The organism is Flavitalea sp. (assembly GCF_035489435.1).
GTDB lineage: Bacteria > Bacteroidota > Bacteroidia > Chitinophagales > Chitinophagaceae > DATHKG01.
The window spans coordinates 1-26,254 of the sequence record NZ_DATHKG010000032.1; the positions used below are offsets into that span (position 1 = coordinate 1).

Consider the following 26,254-nt stretch of genomic DNA (forward strand, 5'->3'; position numbering starts at 1 on the left):
CATCGGTAAGATGCAGGTGCAGCAGGTTGAATTTATACTTAACCATATCATCAATAAATAACCTGACTTGCTCTTTGGTAAAAAAATGCCTTGACACATCGAACATCAAACCTCTCCAGGCAAAACGCGGATAGTCGGTAATTTTTACTGCGGGTATTGACCAGCTTTCTTTTTTTGCTGTTTTTTTGCTTTCAATTTCTTTTGGCAGAAGCTGAATTAATGTTTGAAATGCGTAAAAAACGCCAGCTGGTTTGTTTGCCTGGATAGTAATTCCTTCAGGGGCAACATCTAATTTATAACCTTCGTTCCCAATTTCAGGATCGTTAATTAATGTGATTGAAATACCATTTTTTGAAGCAATTCCTGTGTTTTGCGTAAGTTTCAGACCGCTTGACCTTTCAACTTTCTCCTTAAAATAATCCACGGCTCCTGCAATCTCCGGGTTATTCGCCGGGAAAGAAACCGGGCAATTGTTTACTAACGGAAACGAACCTGTGTTTTTTTGCAAAGAGACCGGTTGGGGAATGATTGCAATCTCTTCCGTATTCTGCGAGGAGACATATAAGGACAGGAGAATTGTAATGGCAAGCAAAAAGTTCTTCTTCATAAAATTCAGTTATTCAAATGCTGATAATTTCCAAAATAGTGAAATTATTTATGTGCAATCATTTTTTTTAAATGTACATTTTAGTTTTCGCGGATATTTTAGGGTGTTTATTTGTATCTTTCGAAAAACAACTGCGAAATGAAAAAATTTTTGGTTCCTACCGATTTTTCAGATACTTCTAAAAATGCCGCACGTTTTGCTGTCCAGGCCACCGCACATTTACCTGGCGCCACTGTCATTTTATATCATGTTTATGATAAAATCAGCGCTGGTTCCGATGGTACCCCGCTAAACGATTCTGACAACGATAAACAAATCGTTTTAAGAACTGCTTTACAATCCCTAAAAGAGGACCTGAGTACAATATCTTCAGTCACGATTGAATATGATGCTGAAGAAGGTGGTTCGCTGATTGACACCATGAAAAAATATGTTCGACATAATGCGATCGACATGATCATCATGGGTATAACCGGTGCTACGAGGCTCGAACAGATTTTTATGGGTAGTAACTCGCTAAATATGGTGAGAGAGGCAGTTTGCCCGGTAATTATAGTGCCACCGAATGCCAAATACAGCCAGATCAAAAATGTAATGTTTGCCAGTGATTTTAAAAATGTCGATTCAACTACACCAAAGGCACAGTTAAAAGCCGTGTTGGATGTATTCAAGCCCGATCTTCATATTGTGAATGTGGATGACGAACACTACGTTGAACTAACAGAAGAATACAAAGTTCAGAGGAACAAACTCGAAAAAATGTTTGCTGATTATAATCCGCAGTTTTATTTCATACGCTTCTACGATTTCCTTGATGCCATCAGCAGTTTTACCGCAGATAAAAACATAGATCTTATTTTGACGGTGCCGAGAAAGCACGGATTTCTTACTAATCTTTTTAAAACAAGTCATACTAAAAAGCTTGCTTATCATAGTCATGTGCCGATTGTAGCGGTGCACGAATAGGTCCTGCTCATTTTGAGTTGTTGATTTTTCGCGTTCTTGGCGTTCACTCGGTTCTTCACTCCGCCGGATGGGCCTGAGGTTGGGTTGATTTGCCGCTGTGATTCCTGCTTAATATGTTTGGTCATGCCGGTCTCTGCTGTTGTCTCCGATCGGCTTTTTGTTCCCTGATCGGCTTTTTTAGGTATACTTCCAGTGCTGGTTGCTGTTGGGCCCTGATCGGCATCGGTAACTCCGACCAGGAATCGAAGGTGGCAAATCAACCCAACCTCAGGCCCATCCGGCACGCTTTAACCTCGTTCACTTGAGGGGATATGCGACCAGCGAAACAAAATTCACCATTCCTATATCGCAGTTATTTGCATTGCAGTCTCCGCATTCCATTATCAGCACTACATATCAGCATTCCGTTAGCAGCATGCAGTTATCGCAACTGTAATAGTCGCAATTGCAATTATCCGAATAAGCTGCTCTGAATTACTCTTCTCTAAATTACACTTGTCGAATTATGCTTAAACAATTCTGATGTAGACCTTCAACTGTCGATATTTCTATTTTCTCTCTATTATCTCTCTATTATCTCTTTGTTTCAACCACACCGCCTTCAATTCGCCAGCAACGTGATAACTGGAGCTTACCAATGATACGAGCAGATAATAAGAATGGCTAATCATTGCATTGTCACGTTAAGGAGTTATAAGGTGGCAACCCTTGCAGCTGCGGTTCGACCTTTTCGGTTTAATCTGAGTTCTTTAGACACATGCAGATCGCAACTTAAACCCCTGGTTATACTATAATCAAATTGATTGATACTGTGAATGCTTTGATGATACAAGCAGCGTGTCCATAGATGAAACTAGCAATAAAAGAATAGTAGGACTTGTAATGACTGGTCGCATATTCCCCCAAATGGATGAGTGAGTTGGGAGCGGGATGGTGCTTTTGTTTGGCCTTCGTACCGTGGTCTGAGTTACTGCAGCCGATCAGGGCCCAACAGCAACTAAGGATAGAAGACTTCCTGACAAAGCCGATCAGGGCACAAAAAGCTGAACGGAGACAACAGCCGCTACTGGCATCAGGAAACATACTAACCACGGGACACAGCCAAACAAAAGCACCATCCCGCTCCCAACGGAGCGAAGGAATGAAACAGAACTATTGCATAATAGTGCTCTTAAAAATTACTTAGCCGAACGAGAGGTTAACTATCTTGGCAATGCTACTTTATCCAACATATGAATCATACCGTTAGTTCCTTTAATGTCAGACAAGGTAATGAAACAAGCGTTGTTGCCATCATCGGTCAGACGAATCTTATTTTCTTCAATGGTGGCGATCAACTTGTTTCCACTAAGCGTGGTGTAAGTGGCACGTCCTTTACCAGCTTTTATAGCCTCACGAACGGAAGCAGTGCTATGATTGCCTTCTATGATGTGATAAGAAATAAGTTTATTGAGAATGGATGCATTCTCCGGTTTCATTAGTTGGTCAACCAGCCCAGGAGGAAGCTTGGCAAATGCTGCATTACTAGGTGCAAAAATGGTGATTGAACTTTTATTGCGGATCTTATTTTCCATGCCGCAGGCTTTGATCGCGGTCACAAGTGTTGCATTCTCATTCATGCCGGCTGCAAGTGTAAAAACATCCCGGGAACCTCTGGCTGCAGATCCTTCTATTACGGGAACCGCATTTAATGAGGTTGAAGCGTTGTCCGGTAATGCTACCGGGTTGATTTCCTGCGCCGCTAAATTCAAACACAACAACCCTGAAATTGCACTAAGACAAATAAAGGGAAACGCTTTTCTTGACATGGAGTTGCTTTTATAAATAGAATCCCACAATGATGCCAGAATTTATTTAATATAGACTGGCAAGATGCTCTGTGACGTGTAGGATGAATATATAACTTAATTACGCTAATCATAGAGTTGGGGATATCTTTCTAATAAGCTCCTTTAAATTAAGCATTTGCACTTAGTAGGTGGCCTTCCACGACCTACAATACGGAAGGTTCCTGTTGACTCAGGCAATGAAAACTACCCAGTCCCCAAATAATCTCACGTGAATCAATACCCACAACAGTCCGCGTAGGAAAGGATTCCTGAATTATCTGTAGAGCTTTGTCATCACTTGCGCACTTAAACACGGGAACTATCACGGATTTATTGGCTATATAGAAGTTTGCATAAGAACAAGGCAGACGTTGGTCTTCGTATTCCAGTTTGTCTGGCATAGGTAATTCAACAATGTTTAACTGTTTGCCATTTAATAATCGCATTGCTTTTAGTTGTTTCAGATTATGCTGAAGCAACTCATAATTTTCATCGTTCTTGTTCTTCTCGATCACTGTCAGAACCGTATCTGCATTTACAAATCGTACAGTGTCATCAATATGACCGTCGGTATCATCTCCTACAATACCATCGTCAACCCAAAGAACCTGGTCAACACCATAATAATCGCGCAGGTGTTGTTCGATCTGACCCTGGTTAAGATCAGGATTGCGATTTTTATTAAGCAGGCAGGATTTGGATGTGAGCAATGAACCCTGACCGTTAAAGTCAACAGAGCCTCCTTCCATTACAATACCTGGATAAAACACGGGAATGTTATAATGTTTTGCGATCAGGGTGGGGATTACATCATCAAGGTCATATGGAGGATATTTGTTACCCCAGGCATTATAACCCCAGTCAACAATTATTTTTTTGTCATTCCCTGCTTTAGGATTGATAAGAAATGCAGGTCCGTGGTCACGGCACCAGGCATCATTTGTGGGATGAAGAAAAAATCTTACCCTGGAAACATCAACACCCTCCTTTAGCAGCGTTTCTGTTGCAAAATTTTTCATGGCCTCATCATTGACATTAATACAGACTGTTTCCCCTAGTGTAAGTTCGCGGATGAATGCGGAGTAATATGGATATATCGTGTGAATCTTGCCTGGCCATGAGGCGTTTTTATGTGGCCAGCTAAGCCAGGTAGCATCGTGGAGCGCAAATTCAGCAGGAAAATAATAGCCCAGTTCCTTCGGAGTCATGACAAAAATTTGTGCAAATATAAGTGAATGACAAAAGTTTGCTACCATTACAACAACAACTATAACAACAACTACAACAACAACCAGGATTTATGACAAGAATAGGACTGATATCAGACACTCACAACTTTCTTGACGAAAAAGTTTTTGATCATTTCAGTGAATGCGATGAAATATGGCATGCGGGAGATTTTGGCTCAATAAATATCGCAGACAAATTAAAAGACAAAAAGCCATTAAAAGGTGTGTATGGAAATATCGATGGTTATGATATCAGAAGTGTTTACCCCGAAACACTTATATGGGCTTGTGAAGAAGTCAAAGTAATGATGAAGCATATCGGTGGTTCTCCTCCAAAATATAATTCGGAAACATTGAAGGTATTAAAAACAGAAATGCCTCAATTGTTCATATCGGGTCACTCACATATACTGAAAGTAATTTTTGATCAACAGTTAAACTGTCTTCACATGAACCCGGGAGCGGCCGGTAAACATGGCTGGCACACGATGCGGACCATACTCAGATTCGAAATTGAAGGAAAGCAGATAAAAAACTGTGAAGTCGTTGAACTTGGAAAACGTTGAAAGGAATTATGAGTGATGAGTGAGTGATGAATTAATAAGGTATGAGTGTATCACTTTGAATTCCACTCATAACTTGACAACTCACTCATAACTCATCACTCATAACTCATAATTCTCTTTAAGTTCCTGGAAATAAGGGTCTACCTATTCCTTCGCGGCCGGGCCATGGGATCGTAACCAGGATAAAGATCAGCGCGACGATATACAACCAAAAAGCGGTTGAATAAAGTGATTTTTTGACTTTGCCCCTGGCAATAGTAATCAGCACTATAGCAATCAGCATACCTGTGATGTGCTCAACAGCCCAGAATCTGAGAGCGCTGTTTTTCATAACCTCGCTCATACCATTTTCCTGGATAGCTTTGAATCCCCAGGCACCTGTAAAATACTGGTATAGCCCGATAAGTAAAGTGGTATGTGCCGCAATCAGCAGGAACAAACTCGACTTATTTATACCTGATCCAGGCTTGCCGGATTTGGTTGAATAAGACTGTATTATCGAAACTATCAGCAGGATCAGAATAACCCAGCGGAGAATATTGTGCAGATGGAGCAAACCTGTATACATAACGAAATGGATATAATTAAGAAGATTTCAAAACGATTACAAAGCGGATAAGAACCCTTATTCAACCTTATGGCTGCAAAGTACGTAAGAAACCTTTACTCGACCCAGTCAGCTATAAAAATATTGGTATCCCTTGTTCCGCCGTTGTTCCTGTTGCTGCAGAAAACAATCTTTTTTCCATCATAACTAAACATCGGAAAGGCATCAAAGCCGTTATCACGGCTGATCTTTTGCACATTGCGTCCATCATTATTCATGGTATACATATTAAACGGAAAACCTCTTTTGTATTCATGATTGGAAGCAAAAATGATATGCTTACTGTCAGGCATATACGCTGGCGCCCAGTTTGCCTGTCCCAGGCTGGTAACTTTTTGTTGATTGCTGCCATCTGCATCGGCAGTATAAACTTCCATACTGGTGGGTGCAACCAGGTCTTCAGCCAGGAGATCCTTATACTCTTTCAAAGCCTCACTGGTTTCGGGACGGGAGGCTCTCCAGATGATCTTTTTTCCGTCGGGGCTGAACCATGCACCACCATCATAACCGATAGCAGTGGTTACCTGTTTTTCTTTGCCGGTGTTAAGATCCATAATGTATAAATCGATATCCCCGTTTTTTGTACTGGTATAGATCATTTTATTACCATCCGGGCTAAGTGTGGCCTCAGCATCATAACCTTTCGAATGGGTCAATTGCTTTACTATCTTACCATTCAGATCGGCAATAAATATGTCAAAGCTGTTGTACAAAGGCCAGATATATTTGTTGCCATATTTTTTACGGTCCGGCACAGGAGGACATTCCCCACCAGCGAGATGTGTAGATGCAAACAATACATGTTTACCATCTTTCATAAAAGCTCCGCAGGAAGTTCTTCCTTTCCCGGTACTTACTAGTTTTGGCTCGAACTTTTCATTCGCATTGGTTGGAATCTTCCCTATATAAATCTGGTCACAGGGAATTCCTTCTTTGGCATAGGTTTTCTGAAATATGAGCCACTTGTTATCATAAGAGAAATATGCCTCTGCGTTATCTCCTCCAAATGTGAGCTGGGTAAGATTAGCGAAATGTTTTTCGTCGGGGTAATGCAGGGTATCGGTTTTCATCGCTCCCCCGTTGCCGGTCGACATAGAAAAATGGGAACCCAGGTTAACAATTATTGCTGCGAAAATTGTGATATGAAATTTTAGCATGTAGTGAATTAAATTTAGTGCAGTTTAGAAGTTGGTGAAATCGTTCAAAGGTATTTTTGTTAAAATGGGCTTCTGTCAGGATATTGTCATAAGCCGGCTCATCAAAATCGGTTAATTTTGTTTAATGAATTTTCGCAACAGTCTATCGCGCTTGCTGCCCGTATTCATAATAATCGTTTTTTCGGCATGTAATGAGCAGGAACCGGCCAATAAAACGGGCGATTTGCTTAACCGTGCGCCATTCAAAAGCATAAGCGACAGTATCAAACAATTTCCTGATAATCCAGGCATGTACCTGGAAAGAGCCATTCGTTTATCCCAGCATAACAAGTTGGACCTCGCAACAGCTGATTTCAAAAAATCCTGGGCGCTTTCAGGGGATCCGGGAGTTGCTCTCGAATATGTCTCTAACCTGCTACTCGTGAATAAGATTGAAGAAGCGATGAATGTGCTGAAAGACTGTGCCCGCAAGTTTCCTGACAACACAGAATTCAACAGGAGGTTGGGTGAAATCTATGCCGAGATGGGAAACACGGATGGCGCACTTGCACAGTTTGATGATATCATAAAAAAGGAACCCGATAATTTTGAAGCCTGGTACGACAAGGGCAATGTGCTGGCCAAACTCAGGGATACTACCGGTGCTATACAGGCACTTGAAAGATCTTTTAGTTTACAACCGATCAATTTCACCGGGATAGCACTTGTCAACCTCTATATCGGAAAAAAAGATGCAAAAGCGTTACAGGTTTGCAATTACCTTATAGCCCGTGATTCTTCCGGCTTACAAACCGATGCTGTTTATGCAAAAGGCATATACTATTCTGAAACCGGGAATCCCGAACTCGCACTTCAACAATTCGAAGAATGCATCAAACGCGACTGGAAGCTTACGGATGCGTATATAGAAAAAGGCATTATTTATTATGAACAAAAGAAACTGGATACAGCTTTAAAAACATTCAACATGTCGGTAACTGTTTCCAATACAAACGCCGATGGTTATTTTTGGATAGGCAGATGTTATGAAGCCATGAAAGACAACGATAAAGCTGTTGAAAATTATCAGCGTGCACTGAGCCTCGACAGAACCTTCAGGGAAGCAGGAGAACGGATCAAACGCATCCGGAATTCTTAAGATATACGCTATACCAATTAACTATGATTAATGGAGTTGAGTTTTAATGCAACTATGATGAACGTAAATTTGTTGAATATTACTATGTCGAATCTAACCATGTTGATATAACTACGTTGAACTTAACTATGTTGACTGCTTGACTACATCCACCTGCATTTTCCTATCTTCATAACAAAATTGAATTATGGCATTGATTGCACCTTCCCTGCTCGCGGCAGATTTCCTGCATCTTGAGGATGTTTGCAGGATGATAAACCAAAGCGCAGCAGATCGTTTACATCTTGACGTTATGGACGGTCGGTTTGTGCCAAATATCAGTTTCGGAATACCGGTGATCCAGCAGGTCACAAAGATCAATAAGAAAATTTCTGAGATCCATTTGATGATAGTGGAACCCGAGAAATATATCCAGGCTTTTCATGCTGCGGGTGCCAATACATTGATCATTCACCTCGAAGCCTGTATACATCTTCATCGTAATATTGAACAGATAAAAACACTCGGGATGAAGGCAGGTGTAGCCATTAACCCTCACACACCAGTGTCGCTGTTAACCGATATACTGGAAGACATAGATCTTGTTTGCATGATGAGTGTTAACCCGGGTTTTGGTGGCCAGAGTTTCATTCCCCGCACCCTTCATAAAATCAGGGAACTTTACAGAATGATCACTGAAAGGAAATTAAATATTGACATTGAGATTGATGGTGGCGTAGATCTTAAAAATGCACAATCAATTGTAGACGCAGGAGCGAACGTTCTTGTGGCAGGCAGTACAGTATTCAACGCCAAAGATCCTTTAGACACTATAAGCAAACTGTCAGAGATCAACCGAACCGAAGGTCAAGCCTGATTGCATTTGCAAATACCGATTATAATTTCTCATACATCTGCTCGAGTACTGAGTGAGTCCGGTAATGCCAGCCCGGCGTACCGGTTGGCCAGTCGAACTCATTGACATCAATAAGATTTTTCAGAATATCATATCCCCTTTCTGCCTGGTTCCTGTTATAAAAACAGTTCGCCCAGGACTCACTCATTTCGCCTTTCATAGGAAGGCCGATTCCTCCATTATACCACCTGAAGATCTCAGGCAGTCCGAGGAACTCAATAACTTTTTTGTGACGTTTAATATGATCACGATAATACAAGGCATAAAATCGCACACAATCTTTTACTCTGTTCCTGATTTCGGTTTCGCTTTCTTTATGATCCGGCTTTATTCTCCAGCGGTTATTGGATGGATAATATGGGTCATTACGCATATCCTGGTGAGCCATTCCATCAGAGCGATACCTGATCCAGAAACTGTCTGCTCCTTCTTTCCAGCTAACGGTGAGATTCCGCAATGACAGTTCCCTGATGCGATAAGTCCGGGTTTGCTTTTCCCCGTAATTGATTACAATGGTGTTGATTTTATCTGAAAGTTCCCGATGCCAGGTTGCAAGCTTTAAACCGCTTCGTGGATTTTCGAGCGCTGTTGAATCCGGGAAAAGATTCAATGAAGGGAACAACCTGGAGCCGTCGCCATTTTCCCAAACCAGTTTGTCGTCTGAAACTGCTGCCGGATCATCCAGGTACCAGTGTTGAGCAAGCACAGCTTCCACGCTGGCGCGAAGATGTATCATGGCGGTGTCATCGCCTCTGACCATACGTTCCCTGAAAACAAAGTTTGATTTTTGCTTTTTTTTCCCGGAGGTTTTTGAAACAGTTGCTTCTTCCCTGCAGGAGAAGCTGGGAATGGCTATAAGCAGAAAGATCAGGTTTCTCAGTCGCAGCATTTAATATTAAAGTTTTTTCAAACAGCATCCAGGCAAAATAAAATCCTGCTTTTTCTGTTTTATTATCTTATTTGCACTACCAATAACGTTGTCGAACAGACAATTATGAGATTTCTACCCATTTTATTTCTGATCGTACTTACTTGTGTAACGCAGCAAACCGCAGCGCAGAAAAAACAGGCCTATATAAGTGGAAAAGTAGTTGATGTTAACGAAAATCCGCTTTCAAAGGTTTCAGTTTCCTTGTTAGGTAAACAAACCGGCGTAGCGACTTCCGATTCCGGGACCTTCACCATCACTGTTCCGGTTGATAAAGCCATCGCGCTGGTGTTTAGTTCTACCGGATTTAAGACTGAGCAACGCAACTTCCTCCTGAATGCCGGCGAAAAGGAATTCGTTACCGTTCGGATGGAACCCGGGGTAACTTCTCTCGATTCTGTAGTGGTCACTGATCAGCGGCAGCGAAGAGAAGCTGGCCTGGTGGTGCTCAATCCAAAAAACGCCATAAATATCCCTTCACCGACCGGTGGTATAGAGGGATTAATTAAAGTTATAGTAGGTTCCAATAATGAACTCAGTTCGCAATACTCCGTAAGAGGAGGTAGTTATGATGAGAACCTGATTTATGTAAACGATTTTGAGGTTTTTCGCCCCTACCTGGTCAGGAGCGGTCAACAGGAAGGTTTAAGTTTTATAAATCCGGAACTGACCCGAAATGTGAACTTCTACAATGGTGGCTACCAGGCAAAATATGGGGACAAACTTTCTTCCGTGCTGGATATTCAATACCGCAAGCCAAAGCGATTTGGCGGTTCGGCATATATCGGCCTGCTTGAACAGGGGCTGCATTTGGAAGGCAGCACAAAAAACAATAAGTTCAGTTACCTGGTAGGTCTTCGCAACCGCAGCAACCGCAACCTGCTGTCCAGTCAGCAAACCCAGGGCAATTATGTGCCATCTTCGGCAGATCTCCAGGCACAATTGACTTATCAATTAACCAACACCAGTAGCATTGAATTTCTGGGTAATATCTCCCAGACAAAATTTAAGCTCCAGCCGGCATTTAGTCAGCTAACATCCTCTGTGTTTTCCCCTTTGTACACAGCCAACCTTGGGCTGGATATTTATTTTGAAGGAAGGGAAGAAGATAAGTATGTCACCAGTATGGCTGGCCTGGCCTATTCCCATCAGCCAAATTCAAAGCTTCGTTTAAAATGGATGTTGAGCCGGTTTGAAAATGACGAAACTGAATCCATAGATATTACCGGTACTTATCTTTTTGGTGATCGTGAGTTTGATAAAACCCAGTCTGATTTTGGGTTGATTACTAATCCGCTCGGGGCAGGGGTAAATCAGAACTTCTCGCGTAATCGTTTAAATATCGAGGTTTGGAACGCAAGCCATAAAGGCACTCTTGACAAAGGAAATCATTATTTCCAGTGGGGCCAGTCGGTTGACCGGCAATTTATAAACGACAGGCTAAATGAATGGGAGTTCCAGGATTCTGCAGGATACAGCCTGCCTTACAATCCCGGGCAGCTTAATCTGAATAAGGTAATAAAGTCTGAAGCAAGCCTGGATTTAACCCGTATCAGCGGTTATGTACAGGATAATATTTCTTTTAATGACTCGTCCGGCTTAAGCCTGCAGGCCGGGGTCCGCTATAATTATAATACGCTCAATAAAGAATTGCTGATTTCACCGCGGGCAGGACTTGCATGGAAACCATTTAGCTGGAAGAGGGATGTGATATTCCGGCTGGCGGGAGGTTCATATCAACAACCACCTTTTTACCGTGAACTCAGGAGATATGACGGCACGGTGAATACTGCATTGAAAGCTCAGAAGAGCTGGCAGGTGACCAGCGGTTTTGATTACAATTTCAGATCGGGCAACCGGCCTTTCAGATTTACCATGGAAGCATATTATAAAAACCTCCGGAATGTGGTGCCGTATGATGTAGACAATGTAAGGCTGAGGTATTATGGTGAAAACAGTGCAAAAGCATATGCAACCGGTCTTGAGATGAGACTTTTTGGCGAGCTGGTGAAAGATGCTGAAAGCTGGGTTAGCCTCGGATTTATGCGAACCAGGGAGGACATTGAAAATGACCGTTATTATGATTATACGCTTGATGATAACAATGTACCGGTAGACAGCGTTCAGCGCGAGGGCGGATGGCTAAGGAGACCGAATGACCGCTTAATTACATTTGGTATGTTCCTGCAGGATTACCTTTCTACCAATAAAAACTTCAAGGTTTTCCTGAATTTTATCTATGGCTCTAATCTACCTTACAATATTCCAAACAGCGTGAAATACCGCAATGCACTCATCATTGAACCTTATATCAGAATCGATCTTGGATTCAGTGCGCTGTTGCTCGACAGCGAAAAATCAAACCGCAGAAGTCACAATCCATTCCGGAATTTTGAAAACATCTGGGCGACCCTTGAGGTTTTCAACCTGATAGACCGCGACAATACTATTTCTTACATGTTGATCAAAGATTTTTCGAATACTACTTACGCTTTGCCAAACCGGCTCACACCTCGTTTACTGAATATTAAACTGATCGCGAGGTTTTAAATATCGGACTTTCTCATGGTTAGCTTATCCTGTTCCTATTGCTGTTATTCCTGAAGCTTGTTGTTATTCCTGAAGCCTGCTTTCAAAACCGGGTCGCTCGTTTTACAGATTTAGCTCTTAAAAGACCGTTTATATACGTTTTAAGTTATTCAATTCCCAAAACCACTGGAATCTGTCCCAAATCGGGAAAGAAATGGCGCTCCCATCGCGCATAAATCACTATAAATCAATTAATTAAAAGCGTGGCATTCCTTTAGCAACATACCGTCAAACAGGAAAACCAGTGAAAACTTCAGAAATACTTAGCAGGATCAATCAGCAGAAAAACGGCCAGGCAGGTACAGACTTCCCTGGAAAACAAATCGAGTTAACAAATTTAGCTTTCCCAGCTAAAGATCTCAATCCCGAACCCGAGAAAACAACTTCTATGATTACAAAAGTGACCGCCAGGCCAAATCCTTTTTTCACTTCGATTACCCTGGACGTTGTTTGCGAACAAAGCAGGCATGCCATCGTCAGAATGTTTGATATGAATAACCGCATAGTTAAAATGTTCGGCTGGTACCTTGTTAAGGGAACGAACGTTACCACTATCAACGAACTTAATTCTTTAAGCGGTGGAACATATTTTGTTGACCTGATCGATTCAGAAGCAAAAGTACTCTATGCAACCCGTTTGCGTAAAGAGGCTCTGTAAACCACATGTAATCATAATAATTTATAATTAATAACCTGAACCAATGGCAGGATCAGTGCCATTCAGGAATAATATTAAAAGATATAGAACGCGGACATAGTAATCAATAGGTAAGAAGGAGCTTTAGGGCTCCTTTTTCTTTTGTTTGATGGCAAATAGAATTACCGGTATTTATCTACATGTTTTAGTTTTGCGGAATGATTCACTTAAGCGTCAATATCAACAAATTTGCAACATTACGCAATAGCCGCGGGGGGAATAATCCGGACGTTACCAGGGCTGCGATCGATGCCCAGCGTTTTGGAGCGGATGGCGTAACGGTTCACCCGAGACCTGATGAAAGACATATCCGTTACCAGGATGCAAGGGATATCAAAAAAATCATTACTACCGAATTCAATATTGAAGGTAATTGCCGCGAACAGAAGTTTATAGACCTTGTACTTGAAGTAAAACCAAACCAGGTCACACTTGTACCCGATGCCGAAGGACAGATCACTTCGAATCATGGTTGGGATACTATTATGCATAAGGACTATCTAAGGGAAATGACAGCGATACTTAAAGGTGCTGGCATCCGCACATCGATATTTGTTGATGCGGATCTTAGGATGGTGGAAGGCGCAGCAGAGACCGGTACTGATCGTGTGGAACTCTATACCGAGGGATATGCCAGGAACTATCATCGGAACCGGGAACAGGCCGTAGCACCATATGTACTGGCCGCAAAAAAAGCAATGGAACTGAATCTAGGGATCAATGCCGGGCACGATCTGGACCTGGAAAACCTGGCTTATTTTGCGGCGGAAGTTCCGGGACTATTGGAGGTCTCCATAGGTCACGCCATTATTTCGGATGCATTGTACCTGGGATTTGAAAATGTGATACAGCTTTACAAAAGACAATTAAAAAGCAAATAGTGAAAGTATTTTGTAAACACAAATAGCGAAGCATTTCGATTAGGCGATTTGTAAACGCAAATAGCGAAGCATTTCGATTAATCAATTGTAAATGCAAATAGTGAAAGTATTTACGAAAGCAATTAGTAACATCAATAGCGACGCTAAAGCCGTTAGGGCTTAATTGCAGCCTAAGAGTTCGCACAACTTTGATTCCAGTTGTGGTCCGCGAAGGTTCTTACCGACAATCTTCCCATCCGGCCCGATAAGAAAGTTCTGAGGTATCCCCTGGACCTTGTATTTCATAGCCACTTCGTTTTGCCAGAACTTTAAATCGCTTACCTGTGTCCAGGCCAACTGATCCGCTTTGATGGCTTCAATCCAGGGCTCCTTTGCCTTGTCGAGTGAAACGCCAAGCACCGTGAAGTTTTTAGATTTGAACTTATTGTAAGCGGCTACTACATTCGGGTTTTCCATCCTGCACGGTCTGCACCAGCTGGCCCAAAAATCAATTAACACATATTTCCCCCGGAATGAATCAAGAGAAACAGGCTTACCGGTAGTATCATTCTGCGTAAAAGCGATGGCTTCTGAACCGATTGCGCCCACTTTTGATTCTTCAATTTGTTGCTTCACAATCTTTCCGTAAAATCCTTTCTGAAATTCAGGCGATAAGCTGTTGTACCGTTTTTCCAGCATTGCAAAATCCTGTTCCAGCTCACTGGTTACAACAAGTACAAAAGCGCTCAACGGGGAAGATTTTTTTTCAGTGATGAATTTGTCTACAGCAGTTTGTATCTTTTTAAACTGGGCTGTATAATTTATCATAACTGTATCGTTCCTGTTCATCGCAGGATCCGATGATACCTTTGTATTGAGTTCTGAAAGTCTTTTGAATAAAGGATTAAATATTTGCTGAAAAGTAATGAAGTCATTGTGGATAGAAGATCCTTTTATAGCTAATTCCTGGACATTTGTAACATCCCCGGAAACTGAAAGCTTTTCATTTCCGATAAAGAGGATTGACTTTTTTTGCGCTCCATCAAAATTGAGCTGGACCAGGTTTGGTTCAACTATTTTGCCTTTCAGGATAAATGTACCTTTGGAGACGGTGCCAGTAGCCAGCGTGTCGGTTGGGTTATTTAGTTCAGTTAGTGTCACCCGGGATTTATCTGCAAGGCCGTTTACTGAACCTGTAATTACAAATCCTCCTGCCGGTATTTTCTGTGCTATGGAGAAAAAAGGTATTGACAATAAAACCGCAAGTAGAAACTTCATATTAAAATATTTTGAGACACGAACCGATAACACAATTTGAAGCACAAAGTTACTGTGTCAATGATTTTTTACGGAGTGCCGCTCTTGTAGAACGTTAACAACGTCCTGTAAATTATATCCTTTTGCGTTAAGCAAAACCAAATAATGGAATAACAAATCCGCTGATTCGCTGAGAAATAACTGGTCATTATTGTCTTTAGCTTCAATAACCACCTCAACCGCCTCTTCCCCAACCTTTTGCGCTATTTTGTTTATTCCTTTGGCGAATAAACTCCTTACATAGGAGTTTTTGTCATCACTGTTTTTACGGATATTGATGATGTCTTCTAATTGGTATAAAAAATCGTCGGGATGATTTTTTTCGCTCCAGCATGTGTCTGCACCCGTATGGCAAACGGGGCCGGCAGGTATAACTTTGATGAGGATAGTATCCTGGTCACAATCCCCTGACATTTCTTTGAGATGCAGAAAGTTGCCACTCTCTTCCCCTTTTGTCCAGAGTCTTTTTTTGCTGCGGCTGTAAAAGGTCACTTTGCCTTCAGCCATGGTTTTTTTCATGGATTCTTCGTTCATGAACCCAAGCATTAAAACCTTATGAGTGCGGTAGTCCTGTATGATGGCAGGGACCAGCCCATCTGCATATTTCTTAAAGTCAATGTTTAACATGCTTGTGTGATATTATTATGCTGAACCGTTTATAGCAGGGTTCAAAACTGCGGACAGTATGTTCTGATTTAATCTTACAGGGGACGAATATCAATACCCTCTTTTTGCAAATATCCTTTTAATTCCGGAATTGATATCTCCTTAAAATGAAATATGCTCGCTGCAAGAGCGGCATCAGCTTTTGCCCGTTTGAATACATCGGTAAAATGTTCCATGGCTCCGCCACCTCCTGAAGCTATAACGGGAACGGATACCTGCTCAGCTATGGTGCGTGTAATGTCCAATGCAAATCCTTTTTTTGTTCCATCATGGTTCATAGATGTGAGCAGAATTTCCCCGGCTCCGAGTGACACTGCTTCTTTTGCCCAGGCAAGGCAGGTCGTGTCGGTCCTGATCTTGCCACCGTTCAGGTATACATACCAATTGCCATCTTCCTCCTGGCGGGTATCAATTGCAAGTACCACGCATTGGGTGCCGAATTCTTTAGCGAGTTCATAAACCAACTTTGGATTACGAAAAGCCGCTGTGTTAACAGAGATTTTATCCGCCCCATTCTGCAAAAGGACCTGTACATCTTCAATGCTGCTTATTCCACCGCCAACAGTAAATGGGATATTTATATGATGGGCGATGCGGTTAACCAATTCACTGAGCGTCTTACGCTTTTCATTGGTAGCAGTAATGTCAAGAAAAACGAGTTCATCGGCGCCTTCCCTGGCATAAAGCGATCCGAGTTCAACGGGATCACCGGCATCCCTGATGCTTTCGAAGTTGATGCCTTTAACGGTTCTTCCGTCACGAATATCAAGGCAGGGAATAATACGTTTTGCGAGCATAGAATCAGATTACAAATTTTAGGTCTTCCAGTCGGATACGTCCTTCGTAAATTGCTTTGCCGACTATAGCGGCCTTACAGCCTATGTCTTTCAGTTGGTCAAGATCTTCCATGGAACTAACACCACCACTGGCAATGAGATCAAGCTGGGGAAACTGGGTGATAATTGTTGTGTAGAGCCCAAGCGAAGGGCCTTCGAGCTTGCCGTCTTTGCTTACATCTGTACAGAAGATTTGCTTTACACCATGTTCAAGATATTTCTGAATGAAGTCGTAGATCCAGATATTGGTTGTTTCGAGCCATCCTCCGACTGCAATCTTTTCGTTTTTCACATCTGCACCCAGCAAAAATTTACCGGCACCGTATTGCTTTAACCATCTGACAAATTCTTCTTCATCTTTAACTGCGATACTTCCAACTGTCGCCATGGCAGCTCCTGAGCTTAACACAATATCTACATCATTGGAAGTCTTTATGCCACCACCAAAATCTATGACCAGTTTTGTTTTTCCCGCTATGGTTTCAAGTACCCGCCAGTTTTTTACCGCTCCTGCCTTAGCTCCGTCCAGGTCCACCAGGTGAAGTCTTTCTACCCCTGCATCTTCGAATTGTAAGGCAACCTCGAGTGGTCTCTCATTATAAATTTTTTTCTGACTATAGTCTCCTTCTGTAAGTCTGACACATTTGCCATCTATGATATCGATGGCTGGTATAATCTGCATGGATTGAAATATTTTAATTGCTGATCTTTAAAAAGTTTCTGAGAATTTGTTCACCGGCATTTGCACTTTTTTCAGGGTGAAACTGCACACCGTAAAAATTATCTTTATGAAGTGCAGAACTATATGGTGTTGTATAATCAGTTGTTGCGATAGTATCCCGCCCTATTGGCGCATAATAGCCATGAACAAAATAACAATAAGCATCCTGGGAAACGTTTTCGAACAGCGGGCTTTTAAGATTATAGATATTATTCCAGCCAACCTGTGGCACTTTCAAATCCGGCATATCATCCCGGAACTTTTTTACTTTTTCTTCAAAAATGCCAAGACAATCTGTTTTATTTTCTTCGCTGTAAGTACACATCAGTTGCATACCTAGGCAGATGCCGAGTACAGGTTGTTCCAGGCTTTTAAGTACTTTGTTTAGTCCCCGTTCACGAAGATACTTCATTGCAGAACTAGCCTCCCCTACCCCAGGGAAAATCACTTTATCTGCCCTGAATATTTCATCATGATCATCCGTTACTTTTGCTTCGACACCAATGCGCTCAAGGGCATAAAGAACAGATTGTATATTTCCAGCATTATATTTTATGATAACAAGACTCATGTATTTTATTTTACATTAACAACACCCTTTTACATTAACAACAGGGTTGATATGTTGATAAGTTATATGTTAACCCGGGTGTTCGGTGACAATATTCCTTCCAAAAAAGCCTTTGTAGTTTCTTTTACTTCACCACTTTGACGGAGAGCGTTAATATATGCAGAACCTATAATTGCCCCATTGGTAAATAAACATGAAGCTTCAAAGGTTTTCCTATCCTTGATTCCAAAACCGACAAGAACAGGATTTTTTAACTTCATCTTCTGCAAGCGTCTTAGATAAGCTTCAACATCACCCATGTTTTTATCCGAACCCGTGGTAGATGATGATGATACTGCATAAATAAAACCGGTAGAAAGTTCATCAATTTTCCTGATTCTTTCTTCGCTGGTTTCTGGTGTGACCAGGAAAATAAAATTCAGCCCATATCTCTGTATTATCGCACCGTATTCAGATTCGAACTCATAGATCGGAAGATCTGGTATAATAAGTCCATCCACCGCTACTGCAGCTGCCTGTTGGCAAAATCTTTCAAAATCAAATTGCAAAACCGGGTTCATATAGCCCATCAATATAACGGGAATGTGTACCTTCTGACGAAAACCCCTCAGCTGATCGAAAAGTTTTGAGATTGTCATGCCATTTGCCAGGGCAACACTACTGCTTGCCTGTATAACAGGTCCATCGGCCAGTGGATCACTATAGGGCATTCCAAGTTCAATGATATCGGCGCCGCCTTCTTCGAGAGCAATCATCACGTCAAGCGTACTTTCAGGAAGTGGATACCCGGCTGTACAATAAACATTCAGAATATTTTTTGTTTTTCGCTGAAATAAGGATTCTAGCCTGTTCATTATCTGGCTTTTTATTGTGTGTTGATTAAATTCTAAACTGCTATTCAAACATCTACGCAATTGTTCTGCGTAGTTCAGTTGTATGCTGAATGACTGCGAAAATATGGATTCTGATAGCTACGCAAATCATACACTTTTATTATCCATATGTTTCATATAGGTATCCATGTCTTTGTCGCCCCGGCCCGAAAGACAGATTACCACGCGGTCGCTTTCTTTAAATGATAATTTTCGGAGAGCCATAAAAGCATGGGCAGATTCCAGCGCGGGGATGATCCCTTCCGTTTTCGCGATTTCAAAAGCCATTTCAAGTGATTCATCATCTGTTGCGCTTAAAAACTGACCACGTCCCGAATCAAACAGGTGTGCGTGCAGAGGACCGATCCCCGGATAATCAAGACCGGCGGATATGCTATGTGGCTCAACCACCTGGCCATCGTCTGTTTGCATGACCAGGCTTTTGCTTCCATGTAGTATTCCAGCCCTGCCGAGTTGGGTGGTTGCAGCACTCATCCCAGAGCTGATACCATGCCCTGCAGCCTCGACTGCGATAAGTTCAACTTTATTTTCATCAAGAAAATGATAGAATGTACCGGCCGCATTGCTACCGCCACCTACACATGCAATCACATGTGATGGAAGTTCTGAGCCCGTTTGTTCTTTTAACTGCCAGCGGATTTCTTCACTGATAACACTTTGGAATCTTGCGACCATGTCTGGATATGGATGTGGTCCAACCACACTGCCAATAATATAATGGGTATCTGAAGGGTTATTGATCCAGTCCCGTATTGCTTCATTGGTGGCATCTTTTAAAGTCTGGCTTCCGCTGGTAGCTGGTATCACCGTAGCGCCAAGCATTTTCATCCTGGCAACATTCGGCGCCTGTCGTTCGATATCCCTGCTACCCATATACACAATGCACTCTATGTTTTTTAGCGCGCATACTGTAGCGGTGGCAACACCATGCTGACCGGCACCTGTCTCTGCAATGATTCTTTTTTTACCAAGTTTTTCTGCAAGCAAAATCTGGCCGATGGTATTGTTGATCTTGTGTGCGCCCGTATGACAAAGATCCTCACGTTTAAGATAGATTTGTGTCTTATAGCGTTTACTCAATCTCTCAGCAAAATAAAGCGGTGTTGGTCTGCCCACATAATCTTTAAGCAATGCCCGAAAATTCTTTTGAAAAGATTTTTCCTGGATGATATCAAGATACCGGGTGCGCAGCTCCTCAACATTGCGGTGAAGCATTTCAGGAATATAGGCGCCCCCGTATTTACCATAGTATCCTTGTGTGTCCGGTTGCTGAAAACTGATGCTCTTCGTACTCATACTAATCGTTTTATAAATTGTCTTTAGGATCGGACTTAGATTAATAGTTCGCCGGACCGATCCTGTAATAATAGCTTGCAGGATCAGGCCAATGATTTAAAGTTTGCGGGGTTTGAACCCCGTTACGGTTTTCGGACTGGAGTTTTGAGATAAGGATTTTTTATCCTTGTATTTTCTTATTAGTTCTTAGGGTCAGATCTCTATACTTAGAACTCTTCGGATTGGTTTTTAGGGTTGGATCTTGCAATTCGGGTTCTTAAGAATAGATCCTGGTATTGGAATTCTTAGGATTGGATCTTACAATTCTTCGTTAGTTCTTTATGTTAGCAAGAGATCTTTATGTTATCAAGAGATCTTTATGATAGCAAGGCTGAATTTATTATCCGTCCTTTGGATCAGTTGGTGTAACTAAAACAAGTTGTAGAAATTTAAGATCGAGCCAACGCCCGAATTTAAATCCCACTTCTTTGAAATGTGCTACTTCCCGGAAACCAAATTTTTCGTGCAGCTTTATGCTTTCAATATTTGCTGCTTCTATACCAGCAACAATTGTGTGCATATTTAATGTCTTTGCTGCGTCGATCAATGGTTCCAGTAATTTTTTGCCTATCCCCCTTCCACGAAACTTACTATCCACATAAACTGAATTTTCAACCGAATATTTATAAGCTTGCCAGGCCCGAAACCAGCCTATTGTGCTGAAACCGGCAATCACGGTGCCTTCCAAAGCAACAAATACCGGGAAACCCTGCTCCTTTTTGGTTTCGAACCATTCCTTACGCATTTCAGGTGTATGAATGGTATATTGAAAAACAGCAGTCGTATGAATAATTACATGATTATAAATTTCCAGTATAGCTGGTAAATCCTCATCAGTTGCTAATCTGATTGTGATCATATAAAAAATTATCCATTTAAATTTTTTGCAAACTGCCTCAGCTTTTCCATGTCTTTTATACCGGGGCTTGTTTCAAATTTGCTGTTGATATCAATCGCAAACAATGCTTTCGCTCCTGGTTCTTTTTCAAACTCTCTAAGCTTCTCCTCATCACCAGGTTCGATACCGCCACTCAGAAAAAAAGGTTTTCCGATGTCTTCATTCTTCAGCAGATCCCAGTCAAACTTTTTACCTGTTCCACCATATCCTGCACCTATCGTATCAAACATGAACATATCACACATCTCCATATAGGGACGGGTCATCCACTGAATATTATCGTTATCACTCAACCGGAATGCTTTCACAACAGAAACATAGTCTGCAATTTTTTCACAGAACTTTGGTGTTTCATCCCCATGCAGCTGTACCATCTGAAGACGACATTCATCCACCATGTGTAATACTTCGTCCACACTCGCGTTAACAAACACACCAACTTTGTTAATGTTGTTTTCTTTCCTGATCTGGGTCGAGGTCATATATTTAAAAACATACCTGGGACTTTTTGGATAGAAAATGAACCCGGCAAAGGTCATTCCCATCTCCGCCAGCTGATCCACCTGTTCAGGTTGTGTCATTCCACAAACTTTTATTCTCATAGTGAGGGCAGTTTTAATTGTCAGTCTTTGCTGGCAGGCAATCGGCTTTCAACTAAGTTAATTACTCCTCAACAATGTAACGAATTGTTCAAAAGCAACACCCGGATTTTCCTGTTTCATAAAATTTTCACCGATAAGAAATCCCTTGAATCCATTTTTACGAAACAAACGAATATTTTCTACCGTACTTATTCCGCTTTCAGCGATTTTTATTTTATCTGAAGGAATTTTCGCGGCCATAGCCAGGCTGCGATCAATATCGACTTCAAATGTTTTAAGGTTTCGATTGTTGATTCCAACCAGGTCAATCTTATCACAGATATGATCCAGTTCAGATTCGTCATGTATTTCAAGCAACACTTCAAGGCCGATCAGCACCGCGAACTCAGCCAGCTGTTTTACTTCAAGCGGAGAAAGACAGGCAGCGATAAGGAGTATCGCATCCGCACCCATCGCTTTTGATTCAACAATCTGGTATTCATCAATAATAAAATCCTTACGTATTATTGGCAGATTGTTCACTCTTGCCCTTACCAGGTCATTTGGACTTCCGCCAAAAAAATGTTCATCAGTCAGTACCGATAAAGCTGAGGCTCCGTTTTTTGTATAAGCTTCTGTTACATGTACAACATCGGCAGCCTGGTTTATGTTTCCCTTAGATGGAGACTTTCTTTTGAATTCTGCAATGATGCCTGTTTTTGAAGGATCTAACAGTGACTCTTTCATTGAAAAAACCTGCCTGGTAAAATATTCGCTTTGTTTTACTTCATCAACCGGTATCAGTTTTTGTTTTTCTGCAACTTCGGTTCTTTTCTGCTTTATGATCGCATCTAAAATGTTCATCTATGTTTCCGGTTTTCTATTGAATGGTTTTAATATGGATTCTTTGGGGGATATTATGTTGATTTCATTGTAATGCAATTAATTTATTAAATGATGCCAGGGCCTTTCCACTTTCCAGGCTTTCAACAGCCGCATTATATGAAGATTCATAGTCTTTGTATTTGCCGGTACAGGATAATGCCATCGCTGCATTTGCAATCACTACTGCGTTTTGTGCCCAGGAGCCTTCTCCCTTGAGAATTTTTATAAAGATCCTGGCTGCTTCTTCCGCCGTATTACCTCCATGAATATCCATTGCAGAAACAGAACGTTTACCCAGTTGTTCGGGAGTCATCACCCTTTCGCCCTGATTTGTGATAACCTTGGTGTCGTTTGTCAGGGAAATCTCATCGTAGCCGTCAAGGCCATGAATGATGGTGAATGCCCTGCCTGTTTGCTGCAGCAGGTAATTATAAATTCTTGCCATTTCCAGGTTATATACACCAACCAGTTGAAAAGCAGGGGCTGCAGGATTTACCATGGGACCCAACATGTTAAAAAACGTTCTGACACCCAGGTTTTTCCTGATGGGCCCAACTGCCTTAAGGGCAGGATGAAAAAGTGGCGCATGTAAAAAACAAAAGTTGGATTCATCAATTTCGCGTTTCAGTTTATCGGGATGATTTTTTAGCTGGTATCCCAGTAGTTCCATCACATTTGATGCACCGCTTATAGAAGTCGCACCGTAATTTCCATGTTTAGCCACTTTCTGACCGGTCCCGGCAACGATAAAACAAGACAGAGTCGAAATATTGAAGGTGTTTTTCCCGTCGCCGCCCGTTCCTACGATGTCTATTGTTTCATAACTATTCAGATTTACCGGAACACAAAGCTCCAGTAAAGCGTCCCTGAATCCTTCCAATTCCGCTATCGTTATGCTACGCATCAGGAACACCGTTACAAACGAAGTAATCTCAGTTTCATTATACACACCTTTCGATATATTGATGAGAATATCTTTTGCTTCAGCGCGTGAAAGGGACTTGTGTTCGAAGAGATATAAGAGTATTTTTTTCACTATATGTTGTATTAGATCGGTATTTCAAGATAAACTTCGATTTTTATGTTGTTTTTTACTGTTTTAGCCAATTTCTCATGATCGCTTCGCCCGCTGGAGTGAGCACAGACTCAGGATGAAACTGTACACCCTGTATATCGTAGTTTTTATGCTGCAATGCCATGATGTAGTCCAGATCATCCACAGCTGTGATTTCCAGTTCTTCCGGAAAATTTTCGGGGGATATTACCCAACTATGATAGCGTCCGACTTCCAGTGTTTCATCAAGCTGATCGAAGAGCCTGGATTTGACTTGCTTTTTTAGCCTGACAGGCGTTGCGACACCGTGGTAAACGGTCGACAGATTGATGAGCGAACCTCCGAAAGCCTGGCCAATTGCCTGGTGACCAAGGCAAACACCGAGTATTGATTTCGAGGCTGCATATTCCCTGATCACGGATAATAATAGCCCTGCTTCTTCCGGTATGCCAGGACCGGGAGACAAGATAATCTTATCATAGCGGCTGATATTTTCCAGCGGTATCTGGTCATTACGATGAACTTCCACTTTAGTATGGGTGATCTTCTCAACCAGGTGAACCAGGTTATAGGTAAAAGAGTCGTAATTATCGAAAACAAGAATCTTAGTCACAAAATCTTTTTATATGGTTAATTTTTTTCAATGCTAATTTTGAATATCCCTGGTTCAGGAAATTTCCGCTGCAGCAAGTATTGCTTTCTTTAGCGCGCCAAGTTTATTATTCACTTCCTGCAGTTCACTTTCTGGTTTACTTGCAGCAACCACGCCGGCTCCCGCCTGGTAAAACAATGTATTGTCGCGGCTCAGAAAACTCCTGATCATGATAGCATGGTTACAGGTACCATCAAAACCCATAAAACCAAGGCAGCCCCCATAATAACTACGTTGTGTAGGTTCGTATGAATCTATCAGTTCCATTGCTTTGAATTTAGGTGCTCCGCTTAGCGTACCGGCAGGGAAAGTCACAGCCAGCAACTCGAATGGATTTGTACCTTTTCTAACTGCACCTGTTACTTCAGATACCAGGTGAATCACATGGGAATAGTATTGGATCTTACGGTAATAGCTAACCGAAACATCATCACAAAGCCTGCTGAGATCATTTCTTGCGAGGTCAACCAGCATTACATGTTCGGCGTTTTCCTTTGCATCAGCCAGCAGTAGTTCGGCCATTTCCTGGTCGAGTGCATCTTCACCGGTACGTTTGAAGGTACCAGCAATCGGGTGCACAACTGCCCGGCCATTCTGGATTATCAATTGAGATTCAGGTGATGAACCCATCAGTTTATAATCACCGTAGTCGAAAAAGAATAAATACGGTGATGGGTTGATATTTCGAAGAGCACGGTAAACGTTGAATTCATCCCCGGTGAATGATTGCTGAAAGCGCCGGCTCAGCACTATCTGGAACACATCACCTCTTAAACAGCTTTGTATTCCTTTCTGAACCATTTCCATGTAATCTTCGTCCTCCATGTTTGAAGTCTCGGCATTTTTCAGGTTAAACGGGTAAACCGGAACATCACGACTGCGAATAAGCGACTCAACTACAGCAACATCAGATTCGATGCCTTTGATCTTGTTTTCACAGATGAACAATTCGTCTTTAAAGTGATTAATAACTATCACGTATTGGTATAACCGATATCTCATCAGCGGGATGCCGGTTATTCCTTCTCTTTTTTGAAATTTTACCGTATCAAAATATTGCACAGCATCAAAACTTGTGTATCCAAATAAACCCTGACCTGCCCTGACCGGCTTATCAGCAGCTGGCGTTATTTCGAATTGTTGCATGAAATTCCATACAAGATCAGCCACCGTTGCATCTTTCGCCAATTTTTGTTTCCGGGGAACATCGCCCGGAAATTTTGTTTCAACCTGTCTGTCAGTGGTTATCTCGATACCGGCAATTGCATTGATACAAATAAAAGAGAAGCTGTTTTCAGCCACATGGTAATCGGTACTTTCCAGGAGAATGGTATCACGGAAGCGGTCCCTGAGGCGGAGATAAATGCCAACCGGCGTATGTACATCTGACAAAATCTTTTTATAACCTGTATCTATTGCTATCCTCTTCATAAACGGATAAAATTGTTGAATGGCTGTAAATAGTTGAATTGCTGTAAATAAAAAAACCCCGAGGACTACCCGGGGCTTAATATGTTATATATAACACAGTAATTGCATTACCTGCCCCGATTGGAGTTAGTATGCCACCACCACTGTTGATTATTAATCTGATTATTCATTGCCCGGCAAAGATGTGGTAGAATATTGAAAATGACAAATTTTATTTCTGCCCTGGTGTTACGAGGAGCATGGCGGAACGTTGCACCATGGAAACATGTCCCCGCCCTTCGTATTGCTTCGGCGCACACGTCTTCCTTCCACGGTATTATGAAGGAGAATAAATCTCAGCGCCTCG

At 41.9% G+C, this 26,254-nt stretch carries 26 protein-coding genes; 7 read left to right on the forward strand and 19 right to left on the reverse strand.

Going from position 1 to position 26,254, the window contains the following annotated elements; genetic code table 11:
- A partial coding sequence (locus tag VK664_RS05560) for a glycoside hydrolase family 20 zincin-like fold domain-containing protein (protein ID WP_461397630.1) occupies positions 1-607 on the reverse strand: 607 nt, incomplete at its 3' end.
- Between the two features lie 138 nt (positions 608-745).
- Between VK664_RS05560 and VK664_RS05565 the strand changes: the two genes are divergently transcribed.
- Entirely contained in the window at positions 746-1,573 is an 828-nt protein-coding gene (locus VK664_RS05565; RefSeq protein WP_461397631.1) for a universal stress protein, read from the forward strand.
- Positions 1,574-2,775: 1,202 nt separating this feature from the next.
- Here VK664_RS05565 and VK664_RS05570 read toward each other — a convergent pair.
- Positions 2,776-3,381, reverse strand: a complete 606-nt coding sequence (locus tag VK664_RS05570) for a fasciclin domain-containing protein (RefSeq protein WP_461397632.1) — start codon at positions 3,379-3,381, stop codon at positions 2,776-2,778.
- Positions 3,382-3,566: 185 nt separating this feature from the next.
- Positions 3,567-4,610, reverse strand: a complete 1,044-nt coding sequence (locus VK664_RS05575) for an agmatine deiminase family protein (protein WP_461397633.1) — start codon at positions 4,608-4,610, stop codon at positions 3,567-3,569.
- 92 nt (positions 4,611-4,702) lie between these two features.
- On the opposite strand from VK664_RS05575, the gene VK664_RS05580 reads away from it, so the two are divergent.
- Positions 4,703-5,197 carry a metallophosphoesterase family protein gene (locus tag VK664_RS05580; RefSeq protein ID WP_461397634.1) on the forward strand — a complete coding sequence of 165 codons (495 nt, stop codon included), beginning with the start codon at positions 4,703-4,705 and terminating at the stop codon, positions 5,195-5,197.
- A gap of 118 nt (positions 5,198-5,315) precedes the next feature.
- Here VK664_RS05580 and VK664_RS05585 read toward each other — a convergent pair whose 3' ends face one another.
- Together VK664_RS05585 and VK664_RS05590 are read right to left on the reverse strand one after the other, a co-directional pair.
- Positions 5,316-5,765, reverse strand: a complete 450-nt coding sequence (locus tag VK664_RS05585; protein WP_461397635.1) for a hypothetical protein — start codon at positions 5,763-5,765, stop codon at positions 5,316-5,318.
- Between the two features lie 95 nt (positions 5,766-5,860).
- Complete coding sequence (locus VK664_RS05590; protein ID WP_461397636.1) at positions 5,861-6,961, reverse strand: TolB family protein; 1,101 nt, start codon at positions 6,959-6,961, stop codon at positions 5,861-5,863.
- A 124-nt stretch (positions 6,962-7,085) separates the two neighbouring features.
- Here VK664_RS05590 and VK664_RS05595 point away from each other — a divergent pair, with 124 nt between their 5' ends.
- Both VK664_RS05595 and rpe read left to right on the forward strand, forming a co-directional pair.
- Entirely contained in the window at positions 7,086-8,099 is a 1,014-nt protein-coding gene (locus tag VK664_RS05595; protein ID WP_461397637.1) for a tetratricopeptide repeat protein, read from the forward strand.
- Between the two features lie 187 nt (positions 8,100-8,286).
- Entirely contained in the window at positions 8,287-8,955 is a 669-nt protein-coding gene (gene rpe, locus VK664_RS05600; RefSeq protein WP_461397638.1) for a ribulose-phosphate 3-epimerase, read from the forward strand.
- A gap of 19 nt (positions 8,956-8,974) precedes the next feature.
- Here the strand turns inward: rpe and VK664_RS05605 are convergent, their stop codons facing one another.
- Positions 8,975-9,883, reverse strand: a complete 909-nt coding sequence (locus VK664_RS05605) for a hypothetical protein (protein WP_461397639.1) — start codon at positions 9,881-9,883, stop codon at positions 8,975-8,977.
- Positions 9,884-9,988: 105 nt separating this feature from the next.
- On the opposite strand from VK664_RS05605, the gene VK664_RS05610 reads away from it, so the two are divergent.
- From VK664_RS05610 to VK664_RS05620, 3 genes are all read left to right on the forward strand, one after another.
- Positions 9,989-12,472, forward strand: coding sequence for a TonB-dependent receptor (locus tag VK664_RS05610; RefSeq protein WP_461397640.1), 2,484 nt, complete (start codon positions 9,989-9,991; stop codon positions 12,470-12,472).
- Positions 12,473-12,755: 283 nt separating this feature from the next.
- Positions 12,756-13,169: a hypothetical protein gene (locus VK664_RS05615; protein WP_461397641.1), complete on the forward strand. Its 414-nt coding sequence runs from the start codon at positions 12,756-12,758 to the stop codon at positions 13,167-13,169.
- A gap of 197 nt (positions 13,170-13,366) precedes the next feature.
- A complete protein-coding gene (locus tag VK664_RS05620) occupies positions 13,367-14,089 on the forward strand; it encodes a pyridoxine 5'-phosphate synthase (RefSeq protein ID WP_461397642.1) in 723 nt (240 codons plus the stop codon).
- Positions 14,090-14,248: 159 nt separating this feature from the next.
- Here VK664_RS05620 and VK664_RS05625 read toward each other — a convergent pair whose 3' ends face one another.
- The 13 genes from VK664_RS05625 to VK664_RS05685 form a co-directional block, all read right to left on the reverse strand.
- Entirely contained in the window at positions 14,249-15,346 is a 1,098-nt protein-coding gene (locus VK664_RS05625) for a redoxin domain-containing protein (RefSeq protein ID WP_461397643.1), read from the reverse strand.
- Between the two features lie 57 nt (positions 15,347-15,403).
- On the reverse strand, positions 15,404-16,012 hold the full coding sequence (gene hisIE / locus VK664_RS05630) for a bifunctional phosphoribosyl-AMP cyclohydrolase/phosphoribosyl-ATP diphosphatase HisIE (protein WP_461397644.1): 609 nt from the start codon (positions 16,010-16,012) through the stop codon (positions 15,404-15,406).
- A gap of 74 nt (positions 16,013-16,086) precedes the next feature.
- On the reverse strand, positions 16,087-16,848 hold the full coding sequence (gene hisF, locus VK664_RS05635; protein WP_461397645.1) for an imidazole glycerol phosphate synthase subunit HisF: 762 nt from the start codon (positions 16,846-16,848) through the stop codon (positions 16,087-16,089).
- Positions 16,849-16,852: 4 nt separating this feature from the next.
- A complete protein-coding gene (gene hisA / locus VK664_RS05640; RefSeq protein ID WP_461397646.1) occupies positions 16,853-17,569 on the reverse strand; it encodes a 1-(5-phosphoribosyl)-5-[(5-phosphoribosylamino)methylideneamino]imidazole-4-carboxamide isomerase in 717 nt (238 codons plus the stop codon).
- Between the two features lie 13 nt (positions 17,570-17,582).
- The gene (hisH, locus tag VK664_RS05645) at positions 17,583-18,179 is read right to left on the reverse strand and encodes an imidazole glycerol phosphate synthase subunit HisH (RefSeq protein WP_461397647.1); all 597 of its coding nucleotides are present in this window, start codon (positions 18,177-18,179) and stop codon (positions 17,583-17,585) included.
- Between the two features lie 62 nt (positions 18,180-18,241).
- Complete coding sequence (trpA, locus tag VK664_RS05650) at positions 18,242-19,033, reverse strand: tryptophan synthase subunit alpha (protein WP_461397648.1); 792 nt, start codon at positions 19,031-19,033, stop codon at positions 18,242-18,244.
- Positions 19,034-19,159: 126 nt separating this feature from the next.
- Positions 19,160-20,368, reverse strand: coding sequence for a tryptophan synthase subunit beta (gene trpB, locus VK664_RS05655; RefSeq protein WP_461397649.1), 1,209 nt, complete (start codon positions 20,366-20,368; stop codon positions 19,160-19,162).
- A 379-nt stretch (positions 20,369-20,747) separates the two neighbouring features.
- On the reverse strand, positions 20,748-21,266 hold the full coding sequence (locus VK664_RS05660; protein ID WP_461397650.1) for a GNAT family N-acetyltransferase: 519 nt from the start codon (positions 21,264-21,266) through the stop codon (positions 20,748-20,750).
- An 8-nt stretch (positions 21,267-21,274) separates the two neighbouring features.
- Positions 21,275-21,907 carry a phosphoribosylanthranilate isomerase gene (locus VK664_RS05665; RefSeq protein WP_461397651.1) on the reverse strand — a complete coding sequence of 211 codons (633 nt, stop codon included), beginning with the start codon at positions 21,905-21,907 and terminating at the stop codon, positions 21,275-21,277.
- A gap of 57 nt (positions 21,908-21,964) precedes the next feature.
- Complete coding sequence (trpC, locus tag VK664_RS05670) at positions 21,965-22,750, reverse strand: indole-3-glycerol phosphate synthase TrpC (protein ID WP_461397652.1); 786 nt, start codon at positions 22,748-22,750, stop codon at positions 21,965-21,967.
- A 64-nt stretch (positions 22,751-22,814) separates the two neighbouring features.
- Positions 22,815-23,807, reverse strand: coding sequence for an anthranilate phosphoribosyltransferase (trpD, locus tag VK664_RS05675; protein ID WP_461397653.1), 993 nt, complete (start codon positions 23,805-23,807; stop codon positions 22,815-22,817).
- A gap of 55 nt (positions 23,808-23,862) precedes the next feature.
- Positions 23,863-24,438 (reverse strand): anthranilate synthase component II, encoded by a 576-nt coding sequence (locus tag VK664_RS05680; protein ID WP_461397654.1) that lies wholly within the window; start codon positions 24,436-24,438, stop codon positions 23,863-23,865.
- A gap of 54 nt (positions 24,439-24,492) precedes the next feature.
- Positions 24,493-25,908, reverse strand: coding sequence for an anthranilate synthase component I family protein (locus tag VK664_RS05685; protein WP_461397655.1), 1,416 nt, complete (start codon positions 25,906-25,908; stop codon positions 24,493-24,495).
- Positions 25,909-26,254 lie beyond the last annotated feature (346 nt).